This window comes from Tsukamurella pulmonis (assembly GCF_900103175.1).
Taxonomy (GTDB): domain Bacteria; phylum Actinomycetota; class Actinomycetes; order Mycobacteriales; family Mycobacteriaceae; genus Tsukamurella; species Tsukamurella pulmonis.
This window is the reverse complement of sequence record NZ_FNLF01000002.1, coordinates 1707750-1733228: the sequence shown is the minus strand read 5'-3', so window position 1 is coordinate 1733228 and position 25479 is coordinate 1707750. Positions and strand designations below refer to the sequence as shown.

The window sequence follows — 25479 nt, the reverse complement described above, 5'->3', positions numbered from 1 at the left end:
TCCCTCCATGAAACTCGAGTTGACAAGCGGGTCGCCGTCCCACACTATGTGATCCGGCCCACAAAAGCAGCCCCTGCGAGAGGATCCATCCGTGCCTGAAGACATCCAGCCCCAGCCCGGACCGCAGGGCCCCGTCGACGCCAGCCTCGTCCCGCGCTACTGCGGCCCCGCCACCTTCGCCCGCCTGCCCCGCCTCGACGAGGTCGAATCCGCCGCGGTCGCGGTGCTCGGCATCCCGTTCGACTCCGGCGTCAGCTACCGCCCCGGCGCGCGCTTCGGCCCCGGCCACATCCGGGCGTCGTCGAAGCTGCTGCGGCCCTACAACCCCGCGCTCGACATCTCCCCGTTCGCGGTGCACCAGGTCGCCGACGCGGGCGATCTCGCGGTCAACCCGTTCGACATCGTCGAGGCGCTCGGCACCGTCGAGACCGAGATCGCACGGCTGCGCGGCGCCGGCTCCAAGGTGCTCACCCTCGGCGGCGATCACACCCTGGCCCTGCCGATCCTGCGCGCCGTCGCCAAGGAGCGCGGCCCCGTCGCGGTACTGCACTTCGACGCCCACCTCGACACCTGGGACACCTACTTCGGCGCGCCGTACACGCACGGCACCCCGTTCCGGCGGGCCAGCGAGGAGGGCCTGATCGACCTCGAGCGCTCGATGCACATCGGCATCCGCGGCCCGCTCTACGGCGAGCAGGACCTCACCGCCGACGGCGTGCTCGGCTTCCAGGTGATCCGCTCCGACGACTACGAGAACGACGGGCTCGCGAGCGTGATCGAGCGCATGCGCCGACGCCTCGCCGGGCCCGACGGTGCCGGCGGCCCCGTCTACGTCTCCGTCGACATCGACGTGCTCGACCCGGCCCACGCGCCGGGCACCGGCACCCCCGAGGCCGGCGGCATGACCAGCCGCGAGCTGCTCAACACGATCCGCGCCCTGGTCGGCACGGACGTGGTGGGCGCCGACGTCGTCGAGGTCGCGCCGCCCTACGACCACGCCGAGCTGACCGGCATCGCAGCGGCCCACGTGGCCTACGAGCTGCTCTCGGTGCTCGCGGTGAACGAGGCGGCCGCATGAACGGCGTCGCCGCAGGGCTGATGGCGCGCCAGCCCACCGAGCGCGCCCTGCCCGATCCGGGCGTCACGAAGGGCCCCGCGCTGCAGCGCTCGATGGGTGTCATCCACCTGACCGCGGTGAGCATCGGCGCCACGCTGGGCACCGGCATCTTCGTCATCCTCGGCACCGCCACCCCCAAGGCGGGGCCCGCGATCATCCTCGCCTTCGTGCTGGCGGCGATCACGGCGCTGTTCTCGGCGCTCTCCTACGCCGAACTCGCCAGCGCCATCCCCGCGTCCGGCAGCGCGTACTCCTACACCTACGCCTCCACGGGCGAGCTCTTCGCCTGGCTGTGCGGATGGTGCCTCATGCTCGAGTACGGGGTCTCGGTGGCGGCGGTCGCGGTCGGCTGGGGGCAGTACATCAACGAACTGCTGGACCAGGCGTTCGGCGTGCAACTCCCCGCGGCGCTGGCCAATCCGCCCGGCGTGGACGGCGGCGTGGTGAACCTGCCCGCCATCGTGATCGTGCTGCTGGCCACCGCCCTGCTGCTGCGCGGCACCACGGAGAGCGCCGCGGTGAACACGGCGATGGTCGCGATCAAGGTGATCATCCTGGTGCTGTTCTGCATCGTCGCCTTCACCGCGTTCCGCGCGGGAAACCTCACCCCGTTCGCGCCGCTCGGCATCGCCGGGATCACCGCCGCCGCGGGCCAGGTCTTCTTCTCCTACATCGGCTTCGACGCCGCCTCGACTGCGGGCGACGAGGCGAAGAACCCGAAGCGCGACCTGCCGCGGGCCATCATGCTCTCGCTGCTCATCACCACCGTGATCTACTGCCTGGTGGCGCTCGCCGCCGTGGGCGCCCTGCCGTGGCAGGACATCCCGGAGCAGGCCCCGCTCGCCGCGATCCTCACGGCGATCACCTCGAGCACGTGGCCGTCGATCGTGCTGTCCGCCGGCGCCGCGATCTCCATCGCCAGCGTCGTGCTGGCGGTGCTCTACGGGCAGACCCGCATTCTCTACACGATGAGCCGGGACGGCCTGGTGCCCAAGGCCTTCTCCAAGGTCGGTGCGCGCTCGCACGTGCCGTACATCAACATCGCGGTGGTGGGCGTCGTCGTGGCCGTCGTCGCCGGCCTGGTGCCGCTCGGCCAGCTCGCCGAGGCGACGTCGATCGGCGCGCTGTTCGCCTTCGCCCTGGTCAACCTCGCGGTCATCATCCTGCGCAACACGCGCCCCGATCTGGAGCGCGGCTTCCGGGCGCCGATCACCATCACGATCCCGCGCGCGCAGGGACCGCTGTACATCCCCGTCGTGCCGATCCTCGGGATCGTCTTCTGCGGCATCCTCGTCCGCGAACTCGCCGTCGTCACGTGGCAGGCGTTCGGGTGGTGGACCCTCGCGGGCGTCCTGGTCTACGCGTTCTACGGGTACCGGCACTCCCGGCTGCGGGGTGCCCCCGACCTGGAGGACGTGCGATGACCGTCACCGTCGGGATGTACCAGGGCCCCGAAGGACTCGGCCCGGAACCGGACGTCGCGCGGAACCTGGCAGCCATCGACGACGCCGCCGCCCGTGCCGCGGCCGGGGGCGCCCAGGTGCTGGTCACGCCGGAGTTGTCGGTCACCGGGTACGACATCGGCGCTGCCGCACGGGAACTGGCTCGCCCGCGCGGCGGCGAGTACCACGAGGCGATCGCCGCGATCGCGCGCCGGCACGAAATCGCGATCGTCGCGGGCTACCCCGAACGCGACGGTGAGCAGGTGTTCAACGCCGTCACCGTGCTCTCCCCCGACGGTGCGGAACTCGCGCACTACCGCAAGACCCACCTGTTCGGCGATCTCGACCGGGCCGCCTTCGCCGCGGGCGACGCCCTGCCCGCGCAGTTCGACCTCGGCGGCCTGCGGTGCGGCCTGCTCATCTGCTACGACGTGGAGTTCCCGGAGGCGGTGCGGGCCCACGCCGAGGCGGGCACCGACCTGCTGCTGATCCCCACGGGACTGATGGAGCCGTTCGGCCGCATCGCGGAGCAGGTCGTGCCGGTGCGCGCCTTCGAGAGCCAGCTCTACATCGCCTACACCAACCACTGCGGCCGCGAGACCTCGCTCGAGTACTGCGGCCTGAGCACCGCGGCCTCGCCCGACGGCGAGGTCGTGGCGCGCGCCGGACGCGCAGAGGAGCTACTCACCTTCACCGCCGACCCCGAGGCGCTGCGGGAGGCCCGCATCGCCAACACCTACCTGCGCGACCGTCGCACCGACCTGTACTGAGCCCCGCCACCCGAGGAGCCCGCATGACCCAACCCGCCATGCCCGCCCACGGCCCGTCCGCCTCGGACGCGCCCCTGACGATGTTCGGGCCCGACTTCCCGTTCGCCTACGACGACTGGGTGACCCACCCCGACGGGCTGGGCACGGTCCCCGAGGAGGCCCTCGGCACCGAGGTCGCGGTGATCGGTGCCGGCCTCGCCGGCCTGACCGCCGCCTACGAGCTGGCCCGGATCGGCCTGCGCCCCGTGGTGTACGAGGCCGACCGGATCGGCGGCCGCATGCGCAGCGAGCGCTTCGAGGGCTACGACGACGACCTCGTCGCGGAGATGGGCGCCATGCGCTTCCCGCCCTCGTCGACGACCCTGCAACACTACCTCGATCTCGCCGGCCTGCGGACCGAGGACTTCCCCAACCCGCTCGCCGAGGCGACCCCCAGCACCGTCATCGATCTCAAGGGCCGCAGCCACTACGCCCGCACCGCCGCCGACCTGCCGCCCGAGTTCGCCGAGGTCGCCCGCGCCTGGGACGAGACGCTCGCCGATTACGCCGACGCGACGGAACTGCAGGACGCGATCCGCGCCCGCGACGTGCATCGGATCCGGGCGGTGTGGTCGCGGTTGGTGGAGGAGCTCGACGATCAGACCTTCTACGGCTTCCTCACCGCCTCGAAGCACTTCCGCTCGTTCCGGCACCGGGAACTGTTCGGACAGGTCGGATTCGGCACGGGCGGCTGGGACACCGATTACCCCAACTCGATGCTCGAGATCCTCCGCGTCACCTGCACCGCGGCCGACGACCACCATCGCGGCATCATCGGCGGCGCGGACCGCCTGCCGAAGCACCTGTGGGAGAGCCCGTTCGACGGTGCGCGCTCGGTGCGGGATCTCAACGGCGGCACGCACCGGCCCGCGGTCACCGCGATCCGGCGCACGGCGGGCCCGGGCGGTGCGCCGCGGTACACGCTCGTCGACGCCGGCGGTGAGACGCGCACCTACCCGGCGGCGATCTTCACCGGCCAGGCGTGGATGCTGCTCAACACCATCGACTGCGACGACGACCTGCTGCCGATCGACCACTGGACCGCCGTCGAGCGCACCCACTACATGGGCAGCTCCAAGGTCTTCGCGCTCGTCGACCGGCCCTTCTGGCGCGACGTCGACCCGGCGACGGGCCGCGACACCATGTCGATGACCCTGACCGACCGGATGAGCCGCGGCACCTACCTGCTCGATCACGGGCCGGACCGCCCCGGCGTGATCTGCCTGTCCTACACCTGGTCCGACGACTCGCTCAAGGTGCTGCCGCTCGATGTGAACGCGCGCCTGGACCTGATGCTCAAGTCCCTCGGCGAGGTCTACCCGGGCGTGGACATCCGCAGCCACATCATCGCCACGCCCAAGACCGTCTCCTGGGAGACCGAGCGCTACTTCATGGGCGCGTTCAAGGCGAACCTGCCCGGGCACTACCGCTACCAGGAGCGGCTCTACACGCACTTCATGCAGGAGCGCCTCGATCCGCGGCACCGCGGATTCTTCCTGGCGGGCGACGACATCTCGTGGACCGCGGGATGGGCCGAGGGCGCGGTGCAGACCGCGCTCAACGCCGTCTGGGGCGTGGTGCACCACCTCGGCGGCGCGACGCGGGCGAGCAACCCCGGCCCGGGCGACGTCTTCGACGACATCGCGCCGATCCGGCTCGGCGACGAGCGCGGCACGCGCGCCTGAGGACGGCATCAGCCGCGGACGCCCGTGCCGGCCCGGACCGGATCAGTCCCGGGCCAGCGCGGTCACCAGGCCGCCGTGGCCGGGGATCATCGTGACGTTGCGGTGCTTGGGCACTTCCGCGGGTGCATCGGTCAGCGCGAGGTCGACCCGCCTGAGGATCTGCGTGACCACCACGCGCAGCTCGGCCATCGCCAGGCCCGCGCCGAGGCAGCGCCGGTTGCCGCCACCGAAGGGCATCAGCTTCTGCGGTGAGGGCTTGACGCCGAGGAACCGCTCGGGGTCGAACGCGTACGGGCGCGGGTAGAGGTCCTCGCGGTGGTGCAGCAGCAGGATCGAGATCAACGCCACCACCCCGCGGTCCACGACGTACGGGCCGAACTGCCAGTCCGAGAGCAGCTCCCTGGCCACGACCGGCACCACGGGGCGGCTGCGCATCGACTCGTTGATCAGCGCCTCGAGGTAGGCCTCGTCGTCCTCGCGGGCGGCGAGCACCGCCCGCCGGTACACCTCCGGGTTGCGGGTGAGCCGCTCGAAGGTCCAGGCCACGGAGTTCGAGGTGGTCTCGTGCCCGGCCAGCACCAGCGTGAGCAGCTCGTCCCGGATCTCGCTGTCGCGCAGAGGCTCCCCGTCATCGCCGCGCGCCGCCATGAGCACCGTGAGGATGTCGGTGCGGCCGCCTCCGTCCGGCCCGTCGGCGCCCTCGCGCCGGCGTTCGGCGATGACGGAGTAGATCGCCGAGTCCAGCGGCCGGAGCACCATCTTCAGCACGCCGCGCGGCTCCGGGCTGCGCGCGTTGATCAGCTGCACCGCGGTGGCGAGCGGGTGCGTCGACAGGTGCAACAGCCGGATCATCGACGAGCGGACCGCGCTCTCCGCAGGGGTGGCACCGGACTCGTCATCGATGCCGAAGACGGCGGACATGATCACGTCGAGCGTGATCTGCTGGCCGATGTCCGCGAGCGCCACGGGCGCACCCGGCGTCCACTCGTCGATGCGGCGCGCGGTGGCCGCGTCGATCCGCTGCTGGTACTCGGTCACGGCGCGGCCGTGGAACTGCGGGAGCAGGAGACCCCGCTGCTGCTTGTGCCGCGGGCCGACCGAGGTGAGCACCGAATCCGGGCCGACGATCGGCCGCAGCGGGGAGAACCGGGTGGCCGACGGCGCACCGTCGGGCCGCGACATCAGCGAGGCGATGTGCGCCGGGTTCGCGAGCATGACGATCCGACCGGGACCGCCGGCGAACTCGGAGCGGAAGACGTCGCCGTGGCAGTCGACGGCGCGGAACATCACGTCGCCCTCCCGCAGGGTGTAGGTCAGCGAGGCGCGCAGCGGCCCCATCGGCAGCGCGGGCGGCGCGCACAGGTCGGCGGCGCCCTCCTCGTCGACGGGCCCGGCCTCCTCGGCCGTTCCGCCGGCGACGCCGGGCCGCGAGGAATCGCGCAGGTGCCAGTCCGGTTCGGGGATCGACAGGGTGCGCGCGACGGTGCCGCCCAGCCCACTGCCGATGCCGGACCGGACAGCGCGTGTGATCGTGGTCATATCGTCCTCCTGGTTCGATTGTGCCCGCCGGGCGCGGTGAGCGGGTGGCCGAGCGTCGATCGTCAGGGGACGACGGTGCCCAGAGGGCCGGTCCGGCGGTCGCGCTCGGCCATCGCGCGGTGGATGTCGCGGGCGCCGTAGTCGAGGCCGTCGGCGTCGTGGGTGAGCCAGGCGATGACGGCGACGAGCGCGGTGACGACGAGAACGGTGATCATGGCCTTCTCCTTGCCTCCGCCCGGTGTGTGTTCCGGGTCACCCTCGACGGTATGGCGGTCGTCCGCGCAGGTCAGCGTGCCCAGGAAGGAAGCTCCGCCCGCCCGCGGGCGGGTGTCGGCATCCTCCCCAGGACGGACGACGGGCACCGCGGCCGTGGCTAGGATGCAAGCCATGCGCGCACTGCGGTGGTTGGAGGCGCGGTACCGGCGCGCCCTCACGCAGCTGGGGTACGAGTACCCGCCGTACTACATGATGATCACCGAGGTCGCGATGTTCGCGCTGGTGATCGCGGCCGCCGTGCCGCGCTTCGTGGCCGGGCCGCAGGGCGGGCAGTGGCTCTGGTTGCTGGGCGCCTGCGCGGTCTCGGCCGTGCACACGGCGGCGAGCCTGTTCAGTACCTGGACGGTCTCCCTCACGGCGCACTCGATCGCCACCCTCAGCACCGCCGCGCTCTTCTGGTGCGTCCCCACCCCGTTCGACGTGGTGCCCCTCATCGTGATCCTCGGCATCACCCAGGTCGCGGCGGTCACCCCGGTGCGCGTCACCGCGATCCACCTCGTGGCGTACGAGGCCGTGGTGATCACCGCCGGGGTGCTCGGGGCGATCCACCAGGCGTGGCTCATCGCACTGACCGTGTGCTTCGGCGCCGCGGTCGGCCAGCTCCTGCAGAACCAGCTCCTGCTGCTGCGCGCCGAGCGGCAGGCGCAGTCGGCGCGGATCGCCCTCGACCGGGCGTCGATCGCCGGCGACGTGCACGACGTGGTGGCGCACTCGCTCGCCGTCGTCCTGCTGAACGTGACCGCCGCGCGTCGTTCCCTCGAGTCCGACGACGACCGGGACGAGGCGGTCGAGGCCCTGCGCGACGCCGAGACTCAGGGGCGCACCGCCATGAAGGACATCCGCACCACCATCGCGCTGTTGCGCAGCGACGCCGGCGGTTCGGCACAGCCCGGGCTCGCCGACATCCCGGAACTGGTCGCCTCCTTCGAGCGGGCCGGGCTCGCCGTGGACCTGGAGCACCGCGCACCGTCGGCGCCGCCGTCGGGCACCGTCGCCCTGGCGGCCTACCGGGTGGTGCAGGAGTCCCTCGCGAACGCCGTCAAACACGCTCCGGGCGCGCGGGTCCAGGTCCGCGTCGACCCCCACGAGCATGGCGGCCTGGGTGTCCGGGTCTCCTGTCCCGTGCCCGACGGTGCGCGGCGCGCCCCCGGCGGTACCGGACTGGAGGGCATGCGGGCCCGGGTGCAGAGCGCGGGCGGCGCGCTGACCACGGGCCCCGTCGACGGAACCTGGCTGGTGCACGCCGACTTCCCTGCCGAGACCACCAGCGGCGCAACCGGTTCGACCGAAGGAGCGCACCGATGAGCGACGACCCGATCCGCCTGCTGCTGGTGGACGATCAGGATCTGGTGCGCGTCGGGCTGCGCCGGATCCTGCGCCGCCGTGACGGATTCGAGGTGGTGGGCGAGTGCGCCGACGGCGACGAGGTGCCCGCCGCCGTCGCGGCGTCGAACCCGGACGTGGTGCTGATGGACCTGCGGATGAAGCGGGTCAGCGGGATGGACGCCACCCGGCGCCTCACGGCGTCCGCCGGATCCCCACCGGTGCTGGTGCTCACTACCTTCCGCGACGACGACCTGTTGTCCGAGGCGCTGCGCGCGGGAGCGTCCGGCTTCGTCCTCAAGGACTCGCCCGCCGAGGAGTTGATCCGCGCCGTGCGTCTCGTCGCCGCAGGGGAGGCGGTGCTCGATCCCGCGGTCACCGGGCGCGTGCTGGAGACGTACCGATCCGCGGCGCCCGCGCCCGCGGCCCCGTCGGGTGAACTGACGCGCCTGACCGCCCGGGAGGTGGACGTGCTCGCCCGCATGGGCCGCGGACTGTCGAACGACGACATCGCCGCCGACCTGGTGATCTCGATCGTCACCGTCAAGAGCCACATCGGCTCGATCTTCACCAAGCTCGGCGTGCGCAACCGCGCGGAAGCGATCGTCTTCGCGTTCGATCACGGCATCGTCCGACCGGGCGGCTGACCGCCCGAACGTTCATCCGGTGGTCACTGACGCTCGATGAAGACCGGCTTCTCCTTGTTCGCGGCCGCGGTGCGCGCGATCACGTGGTTCTTGCCGCGGATCAGGCCGAGCTGCAGCGCCTGCTCGACGGGGAAGGACAGCCGCGAGCCGCTGTACCAGGTGTTCTCGAACAGGGCCTTCGAGGCGGCCACCGCGTCGGGCGAGCGCTCCTTGAGCTTGTCCACCAGCTCCAGCGCGTCCTTCATCGGATCGGCGGAGACGCCGGTGACGATGCCCCAGTCGAGCGCCTGCTTCGCGGTGAACATCTCGCCGGTCATGGTCAGGCGCTTGGCCACGTCGATGGTGGTGAGCTGCGCGATGGACGCCGAGATCGACATGTCGGGAATGAGGCCCCACTTGGCCTCGAGGATGGAGAAGTCGGCCTCGGAGGAGGCGTAGCGGAAGTCCGCGCCGAGCGCGATCTGCAGGCCGCCGCCGTAGCAGTGGCCGTGCACCACGGCGATGACCGGCGCGGGCACGCTGCGCCAGGCCCAGCCGGCGGCCTGGAAGTTGTTGGCCGCCGAGATGCGCTTGGGCACGAAGTTCATGAGCAGACGGCGCTGCTCCTTGCCCGCGGAGGCGAAGTCGAGGCCCGAGCTGAACGAACTGCCCTCGCCCGAGAGGATCACGGCGCGCAGCGAGCGGTCGTTCTTGGCGCGATCGGCGGCCTTCGCCAGGTCGTCGATCATGTCCAGGGTCAGGCCGTTGTGCTTCTCCGGACGGTTGATCCGCACGTAGGCGACCTCGTCGCGCACCTCGTAGTCGATGTTCGACATCCGCTTCTCCTCGATTCCGTCGCCGTTGACCATCATCAGCAACCCTAGCCGCCGCGTCGGTCCCCGTATGGGAAGGCGCGGCTGAAGTAAAGTGGCGCTCATGGCGGTCACGTTGCACATCACGGGGGAACCCGAGTCGGACGCGGTGCTCTCGGAGCATCCGTTCGCCCTGCTCGCAGGCATGCTTCTCGACCAGCAGTTCCCGATGGAACGCGCGTTCGCGGGCCCGTGGAAGGTCCTCGACCGATTCGGCAGCATCGATCCGCGCGACATCGCCGTCGCCGATCCGGTGCGCTTCGAGGAGCTGTGCACCACGCCGCCCGCGATCCATCGGTACGGCCGAGCCATGGCCGCACGCCTGCAGAGCCTCGCGCAGATCGTGGTCGACGAGTACGACGGCCGGGCCGAACGCATCTGGACCGAGGCGTCCTCCGGCGCCGATCTGGTCAAGCGCATCGAGGCGCTGCCCGGGTTCGGCGCCCAGAAGGCGAAGATCTTCGCGGCGCTCGTCGGCAAGCAGCTCGGCGTGAAGCCGCGCGGCTGGGCCACCGCCGTCGGCGACTACGGCAAGGCCGGCTTCCGCTCGGTCGCGGACGTCGTCGACGAGGAGTCCCTGCAGAAGGTGCGCGCCCACAAGAAGGAGATGAAGGCGGCCATGAAGAAGGCAGGAGCATGACGGGTCCGGATTCACCCGACGGCCGGGCTCCGCAGCCGGGACAGGCGTACTCGCAGGCGATCCCGCTGCCCAACCCGCCCCGCGGCCCCGTCGCGCCCGGCCCCGTGCCCGGCGCTCCCCCGCCCCCGCCGCAGAAGCCCTCCTCGGGGCGCAACGTGATCGTGGCCCTCGTGGCCGTGGCGTCCGTCGTCGCGCTGATCGCCGCGATCGTGGTGGCCGCGCTGCTCAGCGACTCGAACGGTGCCGACCCCGGCAAGGACACCGCCTCGGCCAGCGCGGACGCGAACGCCGTCTTCCGCATCAACGACTGCCTCTACGACGTACCCGAGGCGCCGAAGGTCGGCAACTGCGACGACGGCGGCTCCCCGTACAAGGTCACCCAGGTGATGCCCGCCGGAGAGAAGTGCCGGCCCGAGCAGACGTCGATCGCGCGGGGCCGGTGGTACTGCCTCACGCCCAATCTGAACGTGAACTACTGCTACAGCGCCCCCGTGCCCGGCACGTGGATCAAGGCGGCCGGGCAGTGCGGCGCGCCGGGCACGATCACCGTGGTGTCCGTGGTGGGCGGCCTCAAGGACTCCGGCCGCTGCTCCGGCGAATGGGACCGCAGCTACTTCTTCGACGATCCCGTCTACACCATCTGCGCGAAGTCCTACACGTAGGAGGGCAGCAGCCCTCAGTAGCGGCCGAGCGCAAGCGCGACGTCGTGCCCGCCGAAACCGAACGAATTGTTCAAGGCATACTCGAGAGGCGCTCGACGAGTCGCGCCGTGGACGACATCGAGGTCGATGTCCGGGTCCTGCTCGTCGAGGTTGAGCGTAGGTGGGATCGCACCATCGCGGAGCGACAGGGCGGTCAGCGCGGTCTCCAACGCCCCCACCGCGCCGATCGAATGACCGAGGGCGCCTTTCGGTGCGTACACCGCGGCATCGGTGCCGACCGCCTTGATCGCCTTTGTCTCGGCGATATCGCCGATCGGGGTCGCGGTCGCGTGGGCGTTGATCAGATCGATGTCGCTCGGCACGAGACCTGCGACCTCGATAGCCCTGCGCATCGCCCGCTCCGCTCCTCTCCCGTCCACGTCGGTCTGCACCATGTGGAACGAATCCGAGGTGATCCCGGCACCCATCAGGCGCGCGATCGGTCGCGCGCCTCGTGCGAGCGCGTGCTCCTCGGTCTCGATGATCATCAATGCTTGTGCCTCCCCGAACACGAAGCCGTCCCGATCCTTGTCGAACGGGCGAGATGCTCGCTCCGGATCGTCGTTGCGGGTGGACAGAGCACGCATCATGGAGAACGGGGCGATCACCGGACTGTCGATTCTGCCCTCGATACCACCGCAGACGGCGATGTCCGCGTCGCCGAGCACGATGTGCCGCCATGCGTGGGCGATGGCTTCGTTCCCTGTCGAGCACGCCGAGACCGGCGCGATCGCGCCTGCACGCGCACCGACTTCCAACGCAGACACCGCGCACGCACCGTTCGGCATCGCCATCTGCACTGTGAAGGGAGATACCTTCCTTACGCCACCGGCGCGTAGAGCGTCGACCGCCTGCACCATGGATTCGCCGCCGCCCAGGCCGGTACCGATGACGGCTGCCAGCCGCTCGGGATCCACCTCCGGGCGTCCTGCGCCGTCCCACAGTCGCTTCGTCATCACGTGCGCCGCCTGCTCGACGTACGACATCCGGCGCTGCGAGACGTGCTGTTTGCTGATATCACCCGCGTTCCTGCGATCCGGTCGCTCGGGAACTTCGGCGGTCGGATCCTCCAGAAGCTGACCGCCGATGCGGACAGGCAGGTCGTCGATACCGACGCCGATGAAGTCGCCCGTCAGCGCGCGGATGCCACTGCATCCGTCGAGCAGCCCCCTCCAGGTCGACTCGGTATCCGTTCCGATCGAGGTCGTCAGTTCGATCGCAGTGATGACGACGCTCGGAAGGCGCCCGTCGCGTGTCGTGAAGTCTCGAATGTCCGCCATGACACCGATACAACTCCGGATCGTCGTCACGCGCGTTGACGAGCGAGCCAGATTCACGCTCGAATCCTTGTGGGATGCTTACGAACTGATCGGTTCACGCACTGATCGGTTCATTCACCGCGAAACGGGGACGGATTGCTCAGCTGCCGGACGGCTTCTCGTCGCCCTCCGCCGGAGGCGGCGCGGGCGCGACGTCGGCGGCGTCGATCTCGACGATCGGGGCGACCACGACCGCGGGCGGGATGACCGCCGTGGCGGACGCGTCGACGATGCGGGCAGGGCGGGACTGACGGGGCTGCGCCGCCTTGGCGACCTCGCTGGCGGTGCGCAGCGCGAACTTCGGCAGGCTCGAGAGCAGATCCGTGACGGGCTCGGCGACGGTGTTCGCCGCACCGACCACGTTCTCGATGTCGCCCAGGCGCTGCCCCATCGCGGCGATGGTGGGCGTGAGCCGGTTCATCGCGTCGGTCACCTCGGCCAGCTTCTGCACCACGCCGTCCTCAGCGGTGAGCGCGTCGACGATGCCGCCGTCGCGAGTGGCGCGGTCGAGCGGACCGTCGGGCCGGATCACCCGGTCGACCGAGCCGCCCTCCTCGAACAGATCGGCCACCCGGTCGGCCGCGCCGCCGGGGCCCACCACGCGGTGGATCGCGCCGTCGTCGCTGAGCAGGTCCGAGATGCGGTGCACGATGTGCGGCACGCGCTGCGCGGCAGTGATCAGGTTCTCGTGCCGGGCGCCGCCGACGGACTCGGGGTCGAGCTTGTCCGCGGCCATCGACACGACGTCGCGCGCGGCCGCAACCGAGGTCTCGGCGGCGGCGAGGCCCAGGCCCGCCGCGGCCAGCCCCATGCGGGCGGGGGCGAGCAGTGCTTTCGGAAACTCCATGGATCCAGCGTAGCGCCGATCCACGATGCCGGAATCAGGAGATTCCCTGAGGTCAGGCGCCGGGTGTCGGGCTCACGACGTAGGTGACGTCACCGTCGTCGGAGGAGATCCCGACGGTGAAGCCGTGGCCGCGGTACACGGCACCGACCCGCCCGGCGTCGAGCGGGACGCCCGGGGCCACGGGCGCCAGGCCTGCGGCGAGGAGGGCGCGGGCCGCGGCGACGGTGTCGCGCCCCTCGACGGTGACCCGCCACATCGGGTGCCCGACCTCGATCGTCTCAGCCTTGCGCACCTCGCCGACGACGGGGACCTGCTGCGCCGGGAACGACGCGGGGAGCGCGACGGGACCAGCCGGCGGGCCGCTGCACCCGGTGAGCAGCACCGCCGAAACGACAAGGGCGGCACCGATTCCGGCGCCGCCCTGCATCGTCGTGTGCTCTGCCGTCAGAGCGAGATCCTGCCCTCGGCCAGGGCGCGGATGATCTCCTTCTCGCGGCGGCCGCGCTTGAAGCGCGAGACCACCACGAGCGCGACCACCACGGCGACACCCGCGGCCGCGGCCAGCACCGGAGGCTTGGTCACGGTGGCGACCACCGACTGCTGCGCCTGCTCGGCGAGCTTGCGCGGATCGGCCCGCTCCCCCAGCTGGTCCAGCGTCGCCGCCAGCTGCTCCCGGGCGCGTTCGATGTCGCGCTCGATGCTCTCGGTGTCACGTGCCACTTCGCTACCTCCGGGTCAGCCAGCTTGCAGATACTTCCCCGACAATAGACCAGGCGCCGCCGTCGCATCCGTCCGCGGGGCCGGGGCGTCGCGATCGGGCGCCGCCGGCAGCGCGAACGTGGCCTGGACCTGCAGCCACTGCGCGAGGATCTGGCAGCCCGTGAGCTCGTAGTCCTCGTGGCGCAGCCGCGCCAGCGGCTCGGTGGCGTACGCGGTGTGCCGGTTGCCGCGCAGATTGAAGTCGCGGCCCCGGTACTTGATGCGGGGCAGGTAGCCGAGGATCTCCCGTCCTGCGGTCCGCAGCCGGTCGACGTCGCGCCGCCACTGCCGCGATCCGAAGGCCGTGCGGGTCGCGTTCTGGAACTTGTGCCCGAGGTACTCGCCCGCCGCGCGCGGCGCCCAGGTCGCGAGGTCGCGCAGCGCGAGATAGGCGGTCGCGTCCGCGATGTCGCGGACGAAGGAGTCCACGCTGGCGTTGCAGATCACGTCCTGCGGATGCGAGATCCACAGCAGCGGAAGCCCATCGGGCACCGACGGGCCGTCGCCGGCCACGCCCGAGCCGCAGAGCGCCGGATCACTGCCCTCCGGGCGCTCGGGGTCCGAGATCAGTCCGACGGCGAGCACGTGCGGCGCCAGCACGGGGCCGTCGGCCATCGCACCGAGCACACGGCGGACCACCGTGCAGCCCTGCGAGTACCCGATCAGCACCACGGGACCGTCGATCTCGGTCATCGCGGTGAGCAGGCGCTCGACGCCGATCGCGACGGACTCGGCGAAGGAGATGCCGTCGCGGGCCGGGACCGGACCGTAGGAGGCGGGGTAGCCCACCCAGCGGGAGCCGAAGCGGGCATCGAGCTCGGCCACGACGTGACTGAGCATGCCGGTGACCTCGGTGCGCGGATCGTCGATCCAGGATTCGCCCGTGCCCCCGACGGCGAGCACGGTGATCCGGGCCCGGCCGGCGTCCGCCGGTCGCCGGGCCGCCCTGCTGTGGACGGTCATCGTGTTCATGGGACAACCCTTGCGCCCGCGCATGAGAACGAGCTGAAATCCATGTTAAGAAACCGGTGATGTGTCCGAGCTAACAGCGGCTTCAGCTCTGACAGGTGGGGCACCAGTACAGATTCCGCGCCTCCATGACCGCGGTACGCACGGGCGTGCCGCACACGCGGCAGGATTCACCGGTCCTGCGGTAGACGTAGGTGCGCGGCCGGCCCTCGGCGTACGACGGTGCGCCGTGGTCGTGTTCGGGGCGCACCACGTGCATGCGCCCGCGTTCGACGCCGATCGGCATGAGGGCGACGAGATCGGCCCAGATGCCGTCGAATTCGGATCGGGAGATGTCGCGACCCTCGCGGTGCGGGTCGATCCCGGCCCGGAAGAGCACCTCGGCGCGGTAGACGTTGCCGACGCCCGCCATGACCTTCTGGTCCATGAGCAGGGCGCCGATCGGACGCCGCGAGCGCTCGATGCGCCGCCACGCGTCCTCCGGATCGGAGTCGGGCCGCAGCGGGTCGGGGCCGAGACGGGCGAGGACCGCGTCGACCTGTTCCTCGGTGACCAGCTCGCACGCGGTCGGTCCGCGCAGGTCGGTACCGCCGCGCGCGCCGACGATGCGCATGCGCACCTGCCCCACCGGGGGCGGGGCGGCACCGTCGATGAGGCCGAACTCGGTGAACGCGCCGTACAGGCCCAGGTGCACGTGGACGATCGCACCGCCGGAGTAGCGATGCCACAGGTGTTTGCCCCAGGAGTCGGCGCGTTCGAAGACGCGGCCGTCGAGGCGCTTCGCCTCCGGTGCGAACCGCCCCTGGGGGCTGGAGACACGGACGCTCTCGCCCGCGAACAGTGCGTCGTGGGCGAGAGCGAGCCGATGGAGGGAGTGCCCTTCGGGCATGGGGGTCGGAGGTCCGGGCCGGTCAGGCCTCGGGAACGGCGGGCGCGACGCCCGTGCGCTCGTACTCCGCGAGGATGTCGATGCGGCGCTGGTGGCGGGGCTCCTCCGACCAGGGCTGCGCGAGGAAGGCGTCGACGATCGCGAGCGCCTCCTCCTTGCTGTGCATGCGGCCGCCGATGCCGATCAGCTGCGCGTTGTTGTGCTCGCGGGCGAGCTTGGCGGTCTCCACGCTCCAGGCGAGGGCGCAGCGGGCACCCGGCACCTTGTTCGCGGCGATCTGCTCGCCGTTTCCGCTGCCGCCGAGCACGATGCCGAGGCTGCCCGGGTCAGCGACGACGCGGGTTGCGGCGTCGATGCAGAAGGCAGGGTAGTCGTCCAGGGCGTCGTAGGTGTGGGCGCCGCAGTCGACGACCTCGTGGCCGCCGGCCGTCAGGTGCTCGATGATCTGGGACTTCAGTTCGAAACCGGCGTGGTCGCCGCCGAGGTAAACGCGCATGAATACAAGTCTGACACGCGTCGCGCGCGCATCCGAAGGCGGCACAGCCTACATTCGATGGCATGGATGACAGCACCGAGCAGACACCGGGCCAGGAGCCGCAGGGCGACTCCTCCCCCACCGAGTCCGCCCGCAGCGGGGCCTTCAGCACGGAGCCCGACGAAACGACGATGCCGAGCACGGGTTTCTTCCCCGTCGTGCAGCCCGAGGACACCGCCGCCGACCCGGCCCCGGCGTCATCCGAGGCCGCCACTTCGGCCATCCCGGCGATGGACTTCCCCACCGAGCAGCACCACTCGGGAGGGCACCACGCACTGCCCGAGCTGGGCTCGCACGCCCCGTCGGTGACCGCGGGCCTGGGCGGCTCGGCCGGGCAGGGCGGCGGCCCGCACGGTCCCGGTCCGTTCGCCGGTGGGCACTTCCCCGGTGGCCACTTCCCGGGCGGGCACTTCCCGGGCGGTCCGGGCGGCCCCGTCGGGTCGGTGCCGCAGTCCCCGGCCTACGCCGGGCCGCCGCGCCGTCACCCCTGGGAGATCCCCCTGCTGGTGATCGTGATCCTGGTGACCGTGCTGCTCTACGGCGGTGCCCTGCTCCTGGCGGCCGTCGGCGTGGTCAACGAGTACATGCTGCTCGCGCTGCTGGTGCCGATCATCCTCTGGTTCGGCCGAGGCCTGACGTGGGCATCGCCCCGCGTCCAGGGCGTGCAGATGACGCCCACGCAGTTCCCCGAGGGCTATCGGATGGTGCGCGAGGCGGCCGCCCGCTACGGCATGCGTGAGGTCCCCGACGCCTTCGTGGTGATCGGCAACGGCCAGATCAACGCGTTCGCCTCCGGTCACGGCTTCCGCCGCTTCGTGGTGGTCTACAGCGACCTGTTCGAGGTCGGCGGCGAGGCCCGCGATCCTGAGGCGCTGGCGTACATCATCGGCCACGAGGTCGGGCACATCGCGGCCGGTCACGTCTCCTACTGGCGACAGGTCGGCTCGTTCGCGATGAGCTACCTCCCGGTCATCGGCAGCGCGCTCTCGCGGTCGCAGGAGTACACCGCCGACAACTACGGCTACTTCAACCAGCCGTCGGGCACCCCGGGCGGCATGGGCCTGCTCGGCGCCGGCAAGTACCTCGGCAAGGAGGTCGACTTCGACCAGCTGGCCGATCGCGCGTCCACCGACAAGGGCTTCTTCACCTGGCTGGTGAACCTCACCTCGTCGCACCCGGTGCTCACCTGGCGCGCGGCCGCGATGCGCAACCGCACCAAGGCCGGCTCGCTGTGGTTCGCGCCCACCGGCCCGGTGCGCGGCACGGGCGGGGGCGCCGTGATCCCGGCGGGCCCCGTCCCCACGTACACCCAGCAGGAGGTCCTGGCGCCCGCTCCCGGGCAGGCCTCCTCCGTTCCGATGGGCCCGGGCCCGGTGCACCAGGTCCCGACGGGGCCGTTCGGGCCGGCGCAGGGCCCCACGGACCAGCAGGGACAGGCGCCCGCGCAGCCGAATCCGCCGTACCCGGAGGGCGGCTACTTCGCGCAGCGTCACCGCCTCGAGCAGGGCGAGTCCGGGACGCAGGACACCTCGGGCTCCGACGACCAGCCGGGCCGCACGCAGAACGGTCCGTTCGGCTCCTGAGCCCCGACGGCCCCGACGACGAACCCCGCCGCACCTCATCGAGGTACGGCGGGGTTCGTCATCTGCGGCTCAGTCGAACTCGGGCTCCTCGTGGCGGGTGCGCTTGAGCTCGAAGAAGTGCGGGTAGCTCGCGAGCAGCACGGTGCCGTCCCAGACCCGCCCGGCGTCCTCGCCGCGGGGGATGCGCGAGAGCACGGGCCCGAAGAACGCCGTGCCGTTGACGTGGATGGTGGGTGTTCCGACGTCGTCGCCCACCTTGTCCATGCCCGCGTGGTGGCTGGCGCGCAGCGCCTCGTCGAAGTCGGTGCTGTTCGCAGCGGCGGCGAGGTCGGACTCCAGCCCGGTCTCGGCGAGCGACTCGGCGATCACCACCGCCAGGTCCTTGTTCTGCCGGTTGTGGATCCGGGTACCCATGGCGGTGTAGAGCGCAGGCAGGACGCCGTCGCCGTGGCGCTGCGCGGCGGCGATGAGCACGCGCACCGGGCCCCACGCGGTCTTCATCAGCTCCTGGTAGACCTCGGGGAGGTTCTCGCGCCCCTCGTTGAGGACGGCGAGGCTCATCACGTGGAACTGGACGTCGATGTCACGCACCTGCTCGACCTCGAGGATCCAGCGCGAGGTGATCCAACACCACGGGCACAGCGGGTCGAACCAGAAATCGACGCGATCCTTGGCGGTGGACGGGGAGGTCTCGGTCACTGCGGCTCCTGCTCGTGGGACGGTCACTTGTCTCGATCGTGCACCTTCCTCCAACGCCGCGCACGACGTTCTGCTTCCCGCCCGGGCACGCGGCGTCGGCGGGTGGCATTGTGGGAGCCGTCGAGCCGGGATCCACCCGGCCCCGTCCGCCGAGTCACGAAGGAGCGTCCCCTTGTCCGCGCCGAATCTCACCCGGGTCCAGGCCGCCGAGCGCGCCGCGATCGTCGCCGTCTCGCGCTACGCCCTCGACCTCGACCTCACCGACGGGGCGGACTCCCCCGGCGAGAAGACCTTCGGGTCGACGACGACGATCACCTTCACGGCGACGCCGGGCGCGGAGACCTTCATCGACCTCATCGCCGCCGACGTCACCGCCACGCTCAACGGGCGCAGCGTCGACACCTCCGGCTACACCGAGGAGGGCGGCCTCGCGCTGACCGACCTCGCGGCCGAGAACGAGTTGGTGATCTCGGGCCGGTTCTCCTACTCCAACACCGGCGAGGGCCTGCACCGCTTCGTCGATCCGACCGACGCCGCGGTGTACCTGTACTCGCAGTTCGAGACCGCCGACGCCAAGCGCATGTTCGCCTGCTTCGACCAGCCCGACCTCAAGGCCGTCTTCGACGTGAGCGTCACGGCACCGTCGGCCTGGACCGTGGTGACGGGCGGCGCCGAGGCGACGCGGGAGCCGCTGCCCACCGGCGCGCACCGCTGGACCTTCGTCACGACCGAGCCGATGTCGACCTACCTGGTCTCGCTCATCGCCGGTCCGTACGCGGTGTGGAACGACGCCTACACCGACGAGCACGGCACGATCGACCTGCGCCTGTTCTGCCGCGCCAGCCTCGCGGAGTACATGGACGCCGAGCGCCTGTTCACCGAGACCAAACAGGGTTTCGGCTTCTACCACAAGAACTTCGGCATCCCCTACGCCTTCGGCAAGTACGACCAGCTGTTCGTGCCGGAGTTCAACGCGGGCGCGATGGAGAACGCCGGCGCCGTGACCTTCCTCGAGGACTACGTCTTCCGGTCGAAGGTCACCCGCTACCTCTACGAGCGGCGCTGCGAGACGGTGCTGCACGAGATGGCGCACATGTGGTTCGGCGACCTGGTCACCATGCGCTGGTGGGACGACCTGTGGCTCAACGAGTCCTTCGCGACCTTCGCCTCCGTGCTCAGCCAGGCCGAGGCCACCGAGTACACCTCGGCGTGGACCACGTTCGCCAACGTCGAGAAGTCGTGGGCGTACCGGCAGGATCAGCTCCCGTCGACGCACCCCGTCGCGGCCGACATCCCCGACCTGCAGGCCGTGGAGGTCAACTTCGACGGCATCACCTACGCCAAGGGCGCCTCGGTGCTCAAGCAGCTCGTCGCCTACGTCGGGCTCGAGTCCTTCCTGGCGGGGCTGCGCACCTACTTCGTGGAGCACAAGTTCGGCAACGCCACCTTCGACGATCTGCTGCGCGCGCTGGAGGCCTCGTCGGGCCGCGACCTGTCGGACTGGGGTGCCCAGTGGCTCAAGACCACCGGCATCAACATCCTGCGCCCCGATTTCGAGGTCGACGGCGACGGGAACTTCACCCGGTTCACCGTCGTCCAGGAGGGCGCGCAGCCCGGCGCGGGCGAGCTGCGCACGCACCGCCTCGCCGTGGGCGTCTACGCGGATCAGGACGGCAAGCTGGTGCGCACGCAGCGCGTCGAGCTCGACGTCGCCGGTGAGCGCACGGACGTCCCGGAGCTGGTGGGCGTGCATCGCGGCGAGCTGGTGCTCATCAACGACGACGACCTGACCTACTGCTCCGTGCGGCTGGACCCGGTCTCGCTGGCGACGGTGACGAGCCGCATCGCCGATATCGCCGACTCGCTCCCCCGCACCCTCGGCTGGTCCGCGGCGTGGGAGATGACGCGCCAGGCCGAGATGAAGGCCCGCGACTTCGTCGAGCTGGTGCTCGGCGGCATCGGCGCCGAGACCGAGGTGGGCGTGGTGCAGCGCGTCGTGCTGCAGGCGCAGACCGCCGTCGAGTCCTACGCCGATCCGGCGTGGGCCGCCGCCGAGGGCCGCGCGCGCCTCGCCTCCGGCCTGCTGCGGCTGGCCCGGGAGGCCGAGGCCGGCTCGGACTTCCAGCTCGCGTTCGTCAACGCGCTGGCCGCGTCCGCGCTGGGCCGCGACGAGGTCGAGGCGCTGCGGGCCCTGTTCGACGGTGCCGATCCGGCGACCGTCGGACTGGACGGGCTCACCGTGGACACCGACCTGCGCTGGCGCCTGCTGACGGCCCTGGCCCGTGCCGGCGCCGCGGGCACCGAGGAGATCGACGCCGAGGTGCTGCGGGATCCGACCGCCGCCGGCGAGCGCTCCGCCGCGGCCGCGCTCGCCGCCCGCCCGGACATCCGGGTCAAGGAGGAGGCGTGGGAGAAGGTCTTCGGCGACGATTCGCTGTCGAACACGCTGACCCGCGCCATCGCGGCCGGGATCGTCGCGCCCGGTCAGGGCGAACTGCTCGCACCGTTCACCGCGCGCTACTTCGACTCCATCGACGAGGTGTGGGGCCGCCGCTCCTCCGAGGTGGCGCAGACGGTCGTCGTCGGCCTCTACCCGTCGTGGGACATCTCCGACGAGGCCGTGGCCGCCGCGGATGCGTGGCTCGCGGGCGACAAGCCGCCGGCCCTGCGCCGACTCGTGCTGGAGGGTCGCGCGGGCATCGTCCGCTCGCTGGCGGCGCGGGCCTTCGACCGCGCCTGACACGGAGACGACGGCGGCCCCGGGATCGTTCGATCCCGGGGCCGCCGTCGTGAGCGGCTCAGCCGATGAACGGGTGCCCGCTCACCGTCTTGCCGGGATCGTCCTGGATCACGTCCCAGTGCTCGACGATCTTGCCGTTGGACACCCTGAAGATGTCCGCCACGGCCTGCGCCTTGCCGTCGTAGACGGACTTCGCGTAGACCACGACGAAGTCGCCGTCCGCGACGACGCGGATGATGGACGTGCTGTACTTCGGGTCCTTGACGACGGGCCCGAGCGCTGCGACGAAGGCGTCGCGGCCGTCGGCGACCTCGGGGTTGTGCTGGATGTAGTGGTCGCCGATGTACCGCTGCGCGGCACCCGCGATGTCGCGCTGCACGAAGCCCTCGGTGTAGAAGGCCGTCACCACGTCGCGCGGGGTCGACGGTGCGGCACTCGCCTGCGCGGCGGCGCTCATCACCAGGGCACCGACGGTGAGTACACCCGCGACGGCGTTGCGGATCGTCCGAGCGAGCTTCATAGGCGTCCAATCATTGAAATTTCAATACTTTGATTCGATCAGAACACGATCGGACGGCGCGCACAACGTGATGGTTGTCGCCGTACGCTGCACACATGGACGCACACCACACCCCCGAGACCGCCGAGGCCCTGATGCGTTCCCGGTTCGCCGCGTTCCGCGACGGCGATACGACCTGGCTGCTCGAGTCCTGGCACCCCAGCACCCGTCCGGAGGATCTCCAGCTCGACGACGACGTGCGATGGCGCGGGCTGCAGATCGTGGACGCCGTCGACGGCGGCCCGTCCGATGACGCCGGGATCGTGGAGTTCCGGGCGAGCTACGTCGCCGACGGTGCGCACGGCGTGCTGCACGAGCGCTCCCGTTTCGTCCGCGAGGACGGACGCTGGTTCTACGTGGACGGCGACTTCCCGGGCGAGTGAGCACCGCCCATCGCCAAGGGCCCGTCAGCACCCGCTAATACTTAGGTAATCTTGCTATTATGGCGTGATGACGGACGACAGGAATCGCACCGAATCAGGGGAGATCCAGGTTCCGCACTGGGGCGCCGAGAACGTCCGGTGGTCCCGCCGGCGGGTTCTGGCCCGCCTCTTCCGGCGCAAGCCTCCGCTCACCGAGGAATCGATCACCGTCATCGACCAGCCCATGCTCAAGCGCGCGATCACCGCGGCCGCGCTCGGCAACATGATGGAGTGGTTCGACTTCGGCGTCTACGGCTATCTGGCCGGGACGCTGGGCAAAGTCTTCTACCCCGAGGCCTCGCACACCGCGCAGTTGCTCGCCACCTTCGCGACCTTCGCCGCCGCCTTCGTCGTGCGCCCCCTCGGCGGGATCTTCTTCGGCCCCCTCGGCGACCGGATCGGCCGACAGAAGGTACTCGCCGCCACGATGATCCTCATGTCGATCGGCACGCTCGCCGTCGGCCTGATCCCCTCCTACGCCGCGATCGGCGTCTGGGCGCCCGTCCTGCTCCTGGTGGCGCGCATGATCCAGGGATTCTCGACCGGCGGCGAGTACGGCGGCGCCACCACCTTCATCGCGGAGTACTCCCCCGACCGCCGCCGCGGCTTCCTCGGCAGCTGGCTCGACTTCGGCACCTTCATCGGCTACTCGCTGGGCTCGGCGATGGTCACCGTCCTCAACGCGACGCTCTCGCAGGAGGACATGCTCGCCTGGGGCTGGCGCATCCCCTTCTTCATCGCGGGCCCGATGGGCCTGATCGGGCTCTACCTGCGACTCAAGCTCGAGGACACGCCCGCATTCCGCAAGAAGCTCGACGAGCACGACAGCGCCGTGCGCGCCGCCGAGTCGGGCGGGCGCGAGATCGCGACCATCGTGACGAAGTTCTGGCGCCCGCTGCTGGTGTGCATCGGCCTGGTGATCCTCTACAACGTCACCAACTACATGATCACTGCCTATCTGCCCACGTACTTCACGGACGTCGTGCACCGCAGCCAGCTCAGCGCCGACATGCTGGTACTGCTCTCGATGCTCGTGGTGGTCTCGCTCATCGTCTTCGTCGGCCACCTGAGCGACATCGTCGGGCGGCGCGCGGTCTTCGCCGGCGCTGCGATCGCGCAGATCGTCGTCGCCGTGCCGTGCTTCTGGCTGTTCGGCCGGGCGTCGCTCTGGGCGCCGATCGTGGGCTGCGTCGTCTTCGGCGTACTGCTCGCCTGCTTCGCCGCGCCCACCGCCTCGACGCTGCCCGCGCTGTTCCCGACGGCCGTGCGTTACGGCGCGCTGGGCATCGGCTTCAACGTCGCGGTGTCGGCCTTCGGCGGCACCACCCCGCTCGTGACCTCGGCCCTGGTCAGCGCGACCGGGAACGCGCTGATGCCGGGCTTCTACCTGATCATCAGCGGCATCGTGGGCCTGATCGCCGTGGTCACCATGCGCGAGACCGCCACGCAGCCGCTCGCCGGCTCACCGCCGCAGGTCGACACCCCGGACGAGGCGACGCAGTTGTACGCCGAGGCGCGGGACCTCGCCGGCGCCGAGCGGTAGCGCCCCGATCGGTCCCGGACACGCGAAAGGCCCACCGGAACGGATCCGGTGGGCCCTCCGCGTGCGGAACGGGCTACGCCGTGGGCGGCTTCACGGCCGAGGCCATGACCCGCAGGGCGGCGATGAGGCCGTCGATCAGATCGCCGGCCTGGAAGGGCGGGATCGCGGCGGTGACGCCGAGCTGGGCGACCTTGTCGCCGAGGCGGTCCGCGATACCGCTGCCGGTGAGCACGACGATGTCGCGCGTGTTCGGCGAGACGGCGATCAGGGCCGCGTACTCGGGCTCGGGGGCCTGGCGCAGGACCGCCTCGGCACCGGCGTGCACGTCGTCACCCAGGTCACCGATGTAGACGGAGAAGCGGGCGTTCGCATCGCGGGTCGCGCGGATCAGCGCCTCGTCGAGGCCGATCAGTTCCTCGCGGGAGAACGGCGGGTTCGACGGGCTGTCGCTGGCCTGGCGCGCGGCCGAGATCCGGCCACTCGACGTGATGGCGGTCCCGATGGGCAGATCGCCCTGCGGAACGGCGACGGTCTGCGTGTGATCACCACTTGCCACGAGCGGCACCCCCGATCAGGTTCTCGTTGTCGGCGGCGTGATCGTCGCCGTGATGCGCGCCGTGCGGGCCCACCGGGGCCTCGTCGACCGCGCTGAACAGCATGGGCTCGCGGGTCCACGGCTCGCCGAGCTTGTACTCGCCCGGCTGCTGGTACTTCTCGTTGCGGCCGGTGGCCATCGAGATGACACACAGGACGACGACGACGATCGTCGCGATCACCGTGATCCCGCCGACGATGTTGAGCAAGCTCACTGTGGGCCCCTTTCCTGTCTGTGCGAACGCCCGATGGCGCGCTGTTCGGTCAGAAACAACTTAGCCTATGCCGCATCGAGGTCGAGATACCGACTCCACATCGGGTCGACCTCCTTGAGGGTGGAGAGCAGGCGCCAGTGCCTGCCCTGCGGCGCCCGCGGCTCGGTGCGCAGCGTCCACCCGATCTCGGAGAGCAGTCTGTCTGCTTTGCGGTGGTTGCAGGAGGCGCAGCACGCGACGCAGTTCTCCCACCCGTGCCCGCCGCCGCGCGAGCGCGGCTGGACGTGGTCGATGGTGTCGGCCTTGCCCCCGCAGTAGCCGCACCGGAATCGGTCGCGGTGCATCAGCGCCGCCCGCGTCATGGGCACCTGCGCCCGGTACGGGACGCGCACGTAGGTGCGCAACCGGATCACCGAGGGCACAGACAGCGAACGGTCCGCTGAATGCACCAGCGGACCGTTCGGATCGTCGTGGACCACGTCGGCCCTCTCCCTGAGCATCAGGACTATCGCCCTGCGCATCGAGATCGCGGTCAGTGGCTCGTAGGTGGCGTTGAGGAGCAGCACCCGCCGCTTGCCCCATACGGCACCGGAGGGACGGGGTTCGTCGGCGAGCGCCGTGGCCGCGCGAGCACCTGCGGCGTGCGTTCGCTTCATCGACTCTCCTCACCCTCGCACGGGCCCGCCGGAACGGCCGAGGCCTTTCACCCCTAGTAGTGCACCACGGACGCGCACGGCGCGCACGGTGATTTCCGCGCATTTCCCGAGGCGAGTCGG

Annotated in this window: 26 protein-coding genes and 1 pseudogene; 12 read left to right on the top strand and 15 right to left on the bottom strand. The window is 70.9% G+C overall.

The window, feature by feature from the left end; translation table 11 throughout:
- Positions 1 to 91 precede the first annotated feature (91 nt).
- From speB to BLQ62_RS08530, 4 genes are read left to right on the top strand one after another with little or no spacing between them, the layout of a single operon-like run.
- Positions 92 to 1078, top strand: a complete 987-nt coding sequence (gene speB, locus BLQ62_RS08545; RefSeq protein WP_068565967.1) for an agmatinase — start codon at positions 92 to 94, stop codon at positions 1076 to 1078.
- Positions 1075 to 2541, top strand: a complete 1467-nt coding sequence (locus BLQ62_RS08540; protein WP_068565969.1) for an amino acid permease — start codon at positions 1075 to 1077, stop codon at positions 2539 to 2541. The genes speB and BLQ62_RS08540 overlap by 4 nt, the downstream gene beginning before the upstream one ends.
- Positions 2538 to 3329 (top strand): carbon-nitrogen hydrolase family protein, encoded by a 792-nt coding sequence (locus BLQ62_RS08535; RefSeq protein ID WP_068565971.1) that lies wholly within the window; start codon positions 2538 to 2540, stop codon positions 3327 to 3329. Before BLQ62_RS08540 ends, BLQ62_RS08535 begins: the two co-directional genes overlap by 4 nt.
- Positions 3330 to 3352: 23 nt before the next feature.
- Positions 3353 to 5053 (top strand): flavin monoamine oxidase family protein, encoded by a 1701-nt coding sequence (locus tag BLQ62_RS08530; protein ID WP_068565973.1) that lies wholly within the window; start codon positions 3353 to 3355, stop codon positions 5051 to 5053.
- A gap of 42 nt (positions 5054 to 5095) precedes the next feature.
- On the opposite strand, the gene BLQ62_RS08525 is transcribed toward BLQ62_RS08530, so the two are convergent.
- Together BLQ62_RS08525 and BLQ62_RS23785 are read right to left on the bottom strand one after the other, a co-directional pair.
- The gene (locus tag BLQ62_RS08525) at positions 5096 to 6592 is read right to left on the bottom strand and encodes a cytochrome P450 (protein WP_115391378.1); all 1497 of its coding nucleotides are present in this window, start codon (positions 6590 to 6592) and stop codon (positions 5096 to 5098) included.
- A gap of 62 nt (positions 6593 to 6654) precedes the next feature.
- Complete coding sequence (locus BLQ62_RS23785) at positions 6655 to 6981, bottom strand: hypothetical protein (RefSeq protein WP_160126328.1); 327 nt, start codon at positions 6979 to 6981, stop codon at positions 6655 to 6657.
- On the opposite strand from BLQ62_RS23785, the gene BLQ62_RS08520 reads away from it, so the two are divergent.
- Both BLQ62_RS08520 and BLQ62_RS08515 read left to right on the top strand, forming a co-directional pair.
- Entirely contained in the window at positions 6980 to 8173 is a 1194-nt protein-coding gene (locus BLQ62_RS08520; RefSeq protein WP_068565975.1) for a sensor histidine kinase, read from the top strand. The genes BLQ62_RS23785 and BLQ62_RS08520 overlap by 2 nt on opposite strands.
- Positions 8170 to 8838, top strand: a complete 669-nt coding sequence (locus BLQ62_RS08515; protein WP_068536383.1) for a response regulator transcription factor — start codon at positions 8170 to 8172, stop codon at positions 8836 to 8838. Before BLQ62_RS08520 ends, BLQ62_RS08515 begins: the two co-directional genes overlap by 4 nt.
- A 23-nt stretch (positions 8839 to 8861) precedes the next feature.
- Here BLQ62_RS08515 and BLQ62_RS08510 read toward each other — a convergent pair whose 3' ends face one another.
- Entirely contained in the window at positions 8862 to 9653 is a 792-nt protein-coding gene (locus BLQ62_RS08510; RefSeq protein ID WP_068536436.1) for a crotonase/enoyl-CoA hydratase family protein, read from the bottom strand.
- Positions 9654 to 9753: 100 nt separating this feature from the next.
- On the opposite strand from BLQ62_RS08510, the gene BLQ62_RS08505 reads away from it, so the two are divergent.
- Complete coding sequence (locus BLQ62_RS08505) at positions 9754 to 10329, top strand: HhH-GPD-type base excision DNA repair protein (RefSeq protein ID WP_068536434.1); 576 nt, start codon at positions 9754 to 9756, stop codon at positions 10327 to 10329.
- On the top strand, positions 10326 to 10991 hold the full coding sequence (locus tag BLQ62_RS08500; protein ID WP_068536381.1) for a hypothetical protein: 666 nt from the start codon (positions 10326 to 10328) through the stop codon (positions 10989 to 10991). The genes BLQ62_RS08505 and BLQ62_RS08500 overlap by 4 nt, the downstream gene beginning before the upstream one ends.
- Before the next feature lie 14 nt (positions 10992 to 11005).
- On the opposite strand, the gene BLQ62_RS08495 is transcribed toward BLQ62_RS08500, so the two are convergent.
- From BLQ62_RS08495 to BLQ62_RS08465, 7 genes are all read right to left on the bottom strand, one after another.
- On the bottom strand, positions 11006 to 12310 hold the full coding sequence (locus BLQ62_RS08495; protein WP_068565977.1) for a KasA/KasB family beta-ketoacyl-ACP synthase: 1305 nt from the start codon (positions 12308 to 12310) through the stop codon (positions 11006 to 11008).
- 139 nt (positions 12311 to 12449) lie between these two features.
- Positions 12450 to 13196, bottom strand: a complete 747-nt coding sequence (locus tag BLQ62_RS08490; protein WP_139184180.1) for a hypothetical protein — start codon at positions 13194 to 13196, stop codon at positions 12450 to 12452.
- Positions 13197 to 13248: 52 nt separating this feature from the next.
- Complete coding sequence (locus BLQ62_RS08485) at positions 13249 to 13623, bottom strand: hypothetical protein (protein WP_068565981.1); 375 nt, start codon at positions 13621 to 13623, stop codon at positions 13249 to 13251.
- 17 nt (positions 13624 to 13640) lie between these two features.
- Positions 13641 to 13916 carry a DUF3618 domain-containing protein gene (locus BLQ62_RS08480; RefSeq protein ID WP_068536376.1) on the bottom strand — a complete coding sequence of 92 codons (276 nt, stop codon included), beginning with the start codon at positions 13914 to 13916 and terminating at the stop codon, positions 13641 to 13643.
- Positions 13917 to 13931: 15 nt separating this feature from the next.
- Positions 13932 to 14927: a PE-PPE domain-containing protein gene (locus tag BLQ62_RS08475; RefSeq protein WP_068536374.1), complete on the bottom strand. Its 996-nt coding sequence runs from the start codon at positions 14925 to 14927 to the stop codon at positions 13932 to 13934.
- An 82-nt stretch (positions 14928 to 15009) separates the two neighbouring features.
- Positions 15010 to 15813 (bottom strand): Fpg/Nei family DNA glycosylase, encoded by an 804-nt coding sequence (locus BLQ62_RS08470; RefSeq protein WP_068565983.1) that lies wholly within the window; start codon positions 15811 to 15813, stop codon positions 15010 to 15012.
- Between the two features lie 22 nt (positions 15814 to 15835).
- Entirely contained in the window at positions 15836 to 16309 is a 474-nt protein-coding gene (locus BLQ62_RS08465) for a ribose-5-phosphate isomerase (protein ID WP_068536371.1), read from the bottom strand.
- A 269-nt stretch (positions 16310 to 16578) separates the two neighbouring features.
- On the opposite strand from BLQ62_RS08465, the pseudogene BLQ62_RS24115 reads away from it, so the two are divergent.
- A pseudogene (locus BLQ62_RS24115) lies at positions 16579 to 17769 on the top strand (M48 family metallopeptidase); the annotation flags it as partial.
- A 231-nt stretch (positions 17770 to 18000) separates the two neighbouring features.
- Here BLQ62_RS24115 and BLQ62_RS08455 read toward each other — a convergent pair.
- Positions 18001 to 18630, bottom strand: coding sequence for a mycothiol-dependent nitroreductase Rv2466c family protein (locus BLQ62_RS08455; protein ID WP_068565985.1), 630 nt, complete (start codon positions 18628 to 18630; stop codon positions 18001 to 18003).
- A gap of 172 nt (positions 18631 to 18802) precedes the next feature.
- Between BLQ62_RS08455 and pepN the strand changes: the two genes are divergently transcribed.
- Positions 18803 to 21370 (top strand): aminopeptidase N, encoded by a 2568-nt coding sequence (gene pepN / locus BLQ62_RS08450; protein WP_068536365.1) that lies wholly within the window; start codon positions 18803 to 18805, stop codon positions 21368 to 21370.
- Positions 21371 to 21428: 58 nt separating this feature from the next.
- Here pepN and BLQ62_RS08445 read toward each other — a convergent pair whose 3' ends face one another.
- On the bottom strand, positions 21429 to 21890 hold the full coding sequence (locus tag BLQ62_RS08445) for a nuclear transport factor 2 family protein (RefSeq protein WP_068565987.1): 462 nt from the start codon (positions 21888 to 21890) through the stop codon (positions 21429 to 21431).
- A gap of 95 nt (positions 21891 to 21985) precedes the next feature.
- Between BLQ62_RS08445 and BLQ62_RS08440 the strand changes: the two genes are divergently transcribed.
- Both BLQ62_RS08440 and BLQ62_RS08435 read left to right on the top strand, forming a co-directional pair.
- Positions 21986 to 22312, top strand: coding sequence for a YchJ family protein (locus tag BLQ62_RS08440; RefSeq protein WP_231857611.1), 327 nt, complete (start codon positions 21986 to 21988; stop codon positions 22310 to 22312).
- 67 nt (positions 22313 to 22379) lie between these two features.
- On the top strand, positions 22380 to 23894 hold the full coding sequence (locus BLQ62_RS08435) for an MFS transporter (protein WP_068536360.1): 1515 nt from the start codon (positions 22380 to 22382) through the stop codon (positions 23892 to 23894).
- A 73-nt stretch (positions 23895 to 23967) separates the two neighbouring features.
- Here the strand turns inward: BLQ62_RS08435 and BLQ62_RS08430 are convergent, their stop codons facing one another.
- The 3 genes from BLQ62_RS08430 to BLQ62_RS08420 all read right to left on the bottom strand — a co-directional run bounded on the left by BLQ62_RS08430 (position 23968) and on the right by BLQ62_RS08420 (position 25359).
- Positions 23968 to 24450, bottom strand: a complete 483-nt coding sequence (locus tag BLQ62_RS08430) for a DUF5130 domain-containing protein (RefSeq protein ID WP_068536430.1) — start codon at positions 24448 to 24450, stop codon at positions 23968 to 23970.
- Positions 24437 to 24703 carry an aa3-type cytochrome oxidase subunit CtaJ gene (ctaJ, locus tag BLQ62_RS08425; protein ID WP_068536358.1) on the bottom strand — a complete coding sequence of 89 codons (267 nt, stop codon included), beginning with the start codon at positions 24701 to 24703 and terminating at the stop codon, positions 24437 to 24439. Before ctaJ ends, BLQ62_RS08430 begins: the two co-directional genes overlap by 14 nt.
- 65 nt (positions 24704 to 24768) lie before the next feature.
- Positions 24769 to 25359, bottom strand: coding sequence for an HNH endonuclease (locus BLQ62_RS08420; RefSeq protein WP_068536356.1), 591 nt, complete (start codon positions 25357 to 25359; stop codon positions 24769 to 24771).
- Between the last annotated feature and the right edge of the window lie 120 nt (positions 25360 to 25479).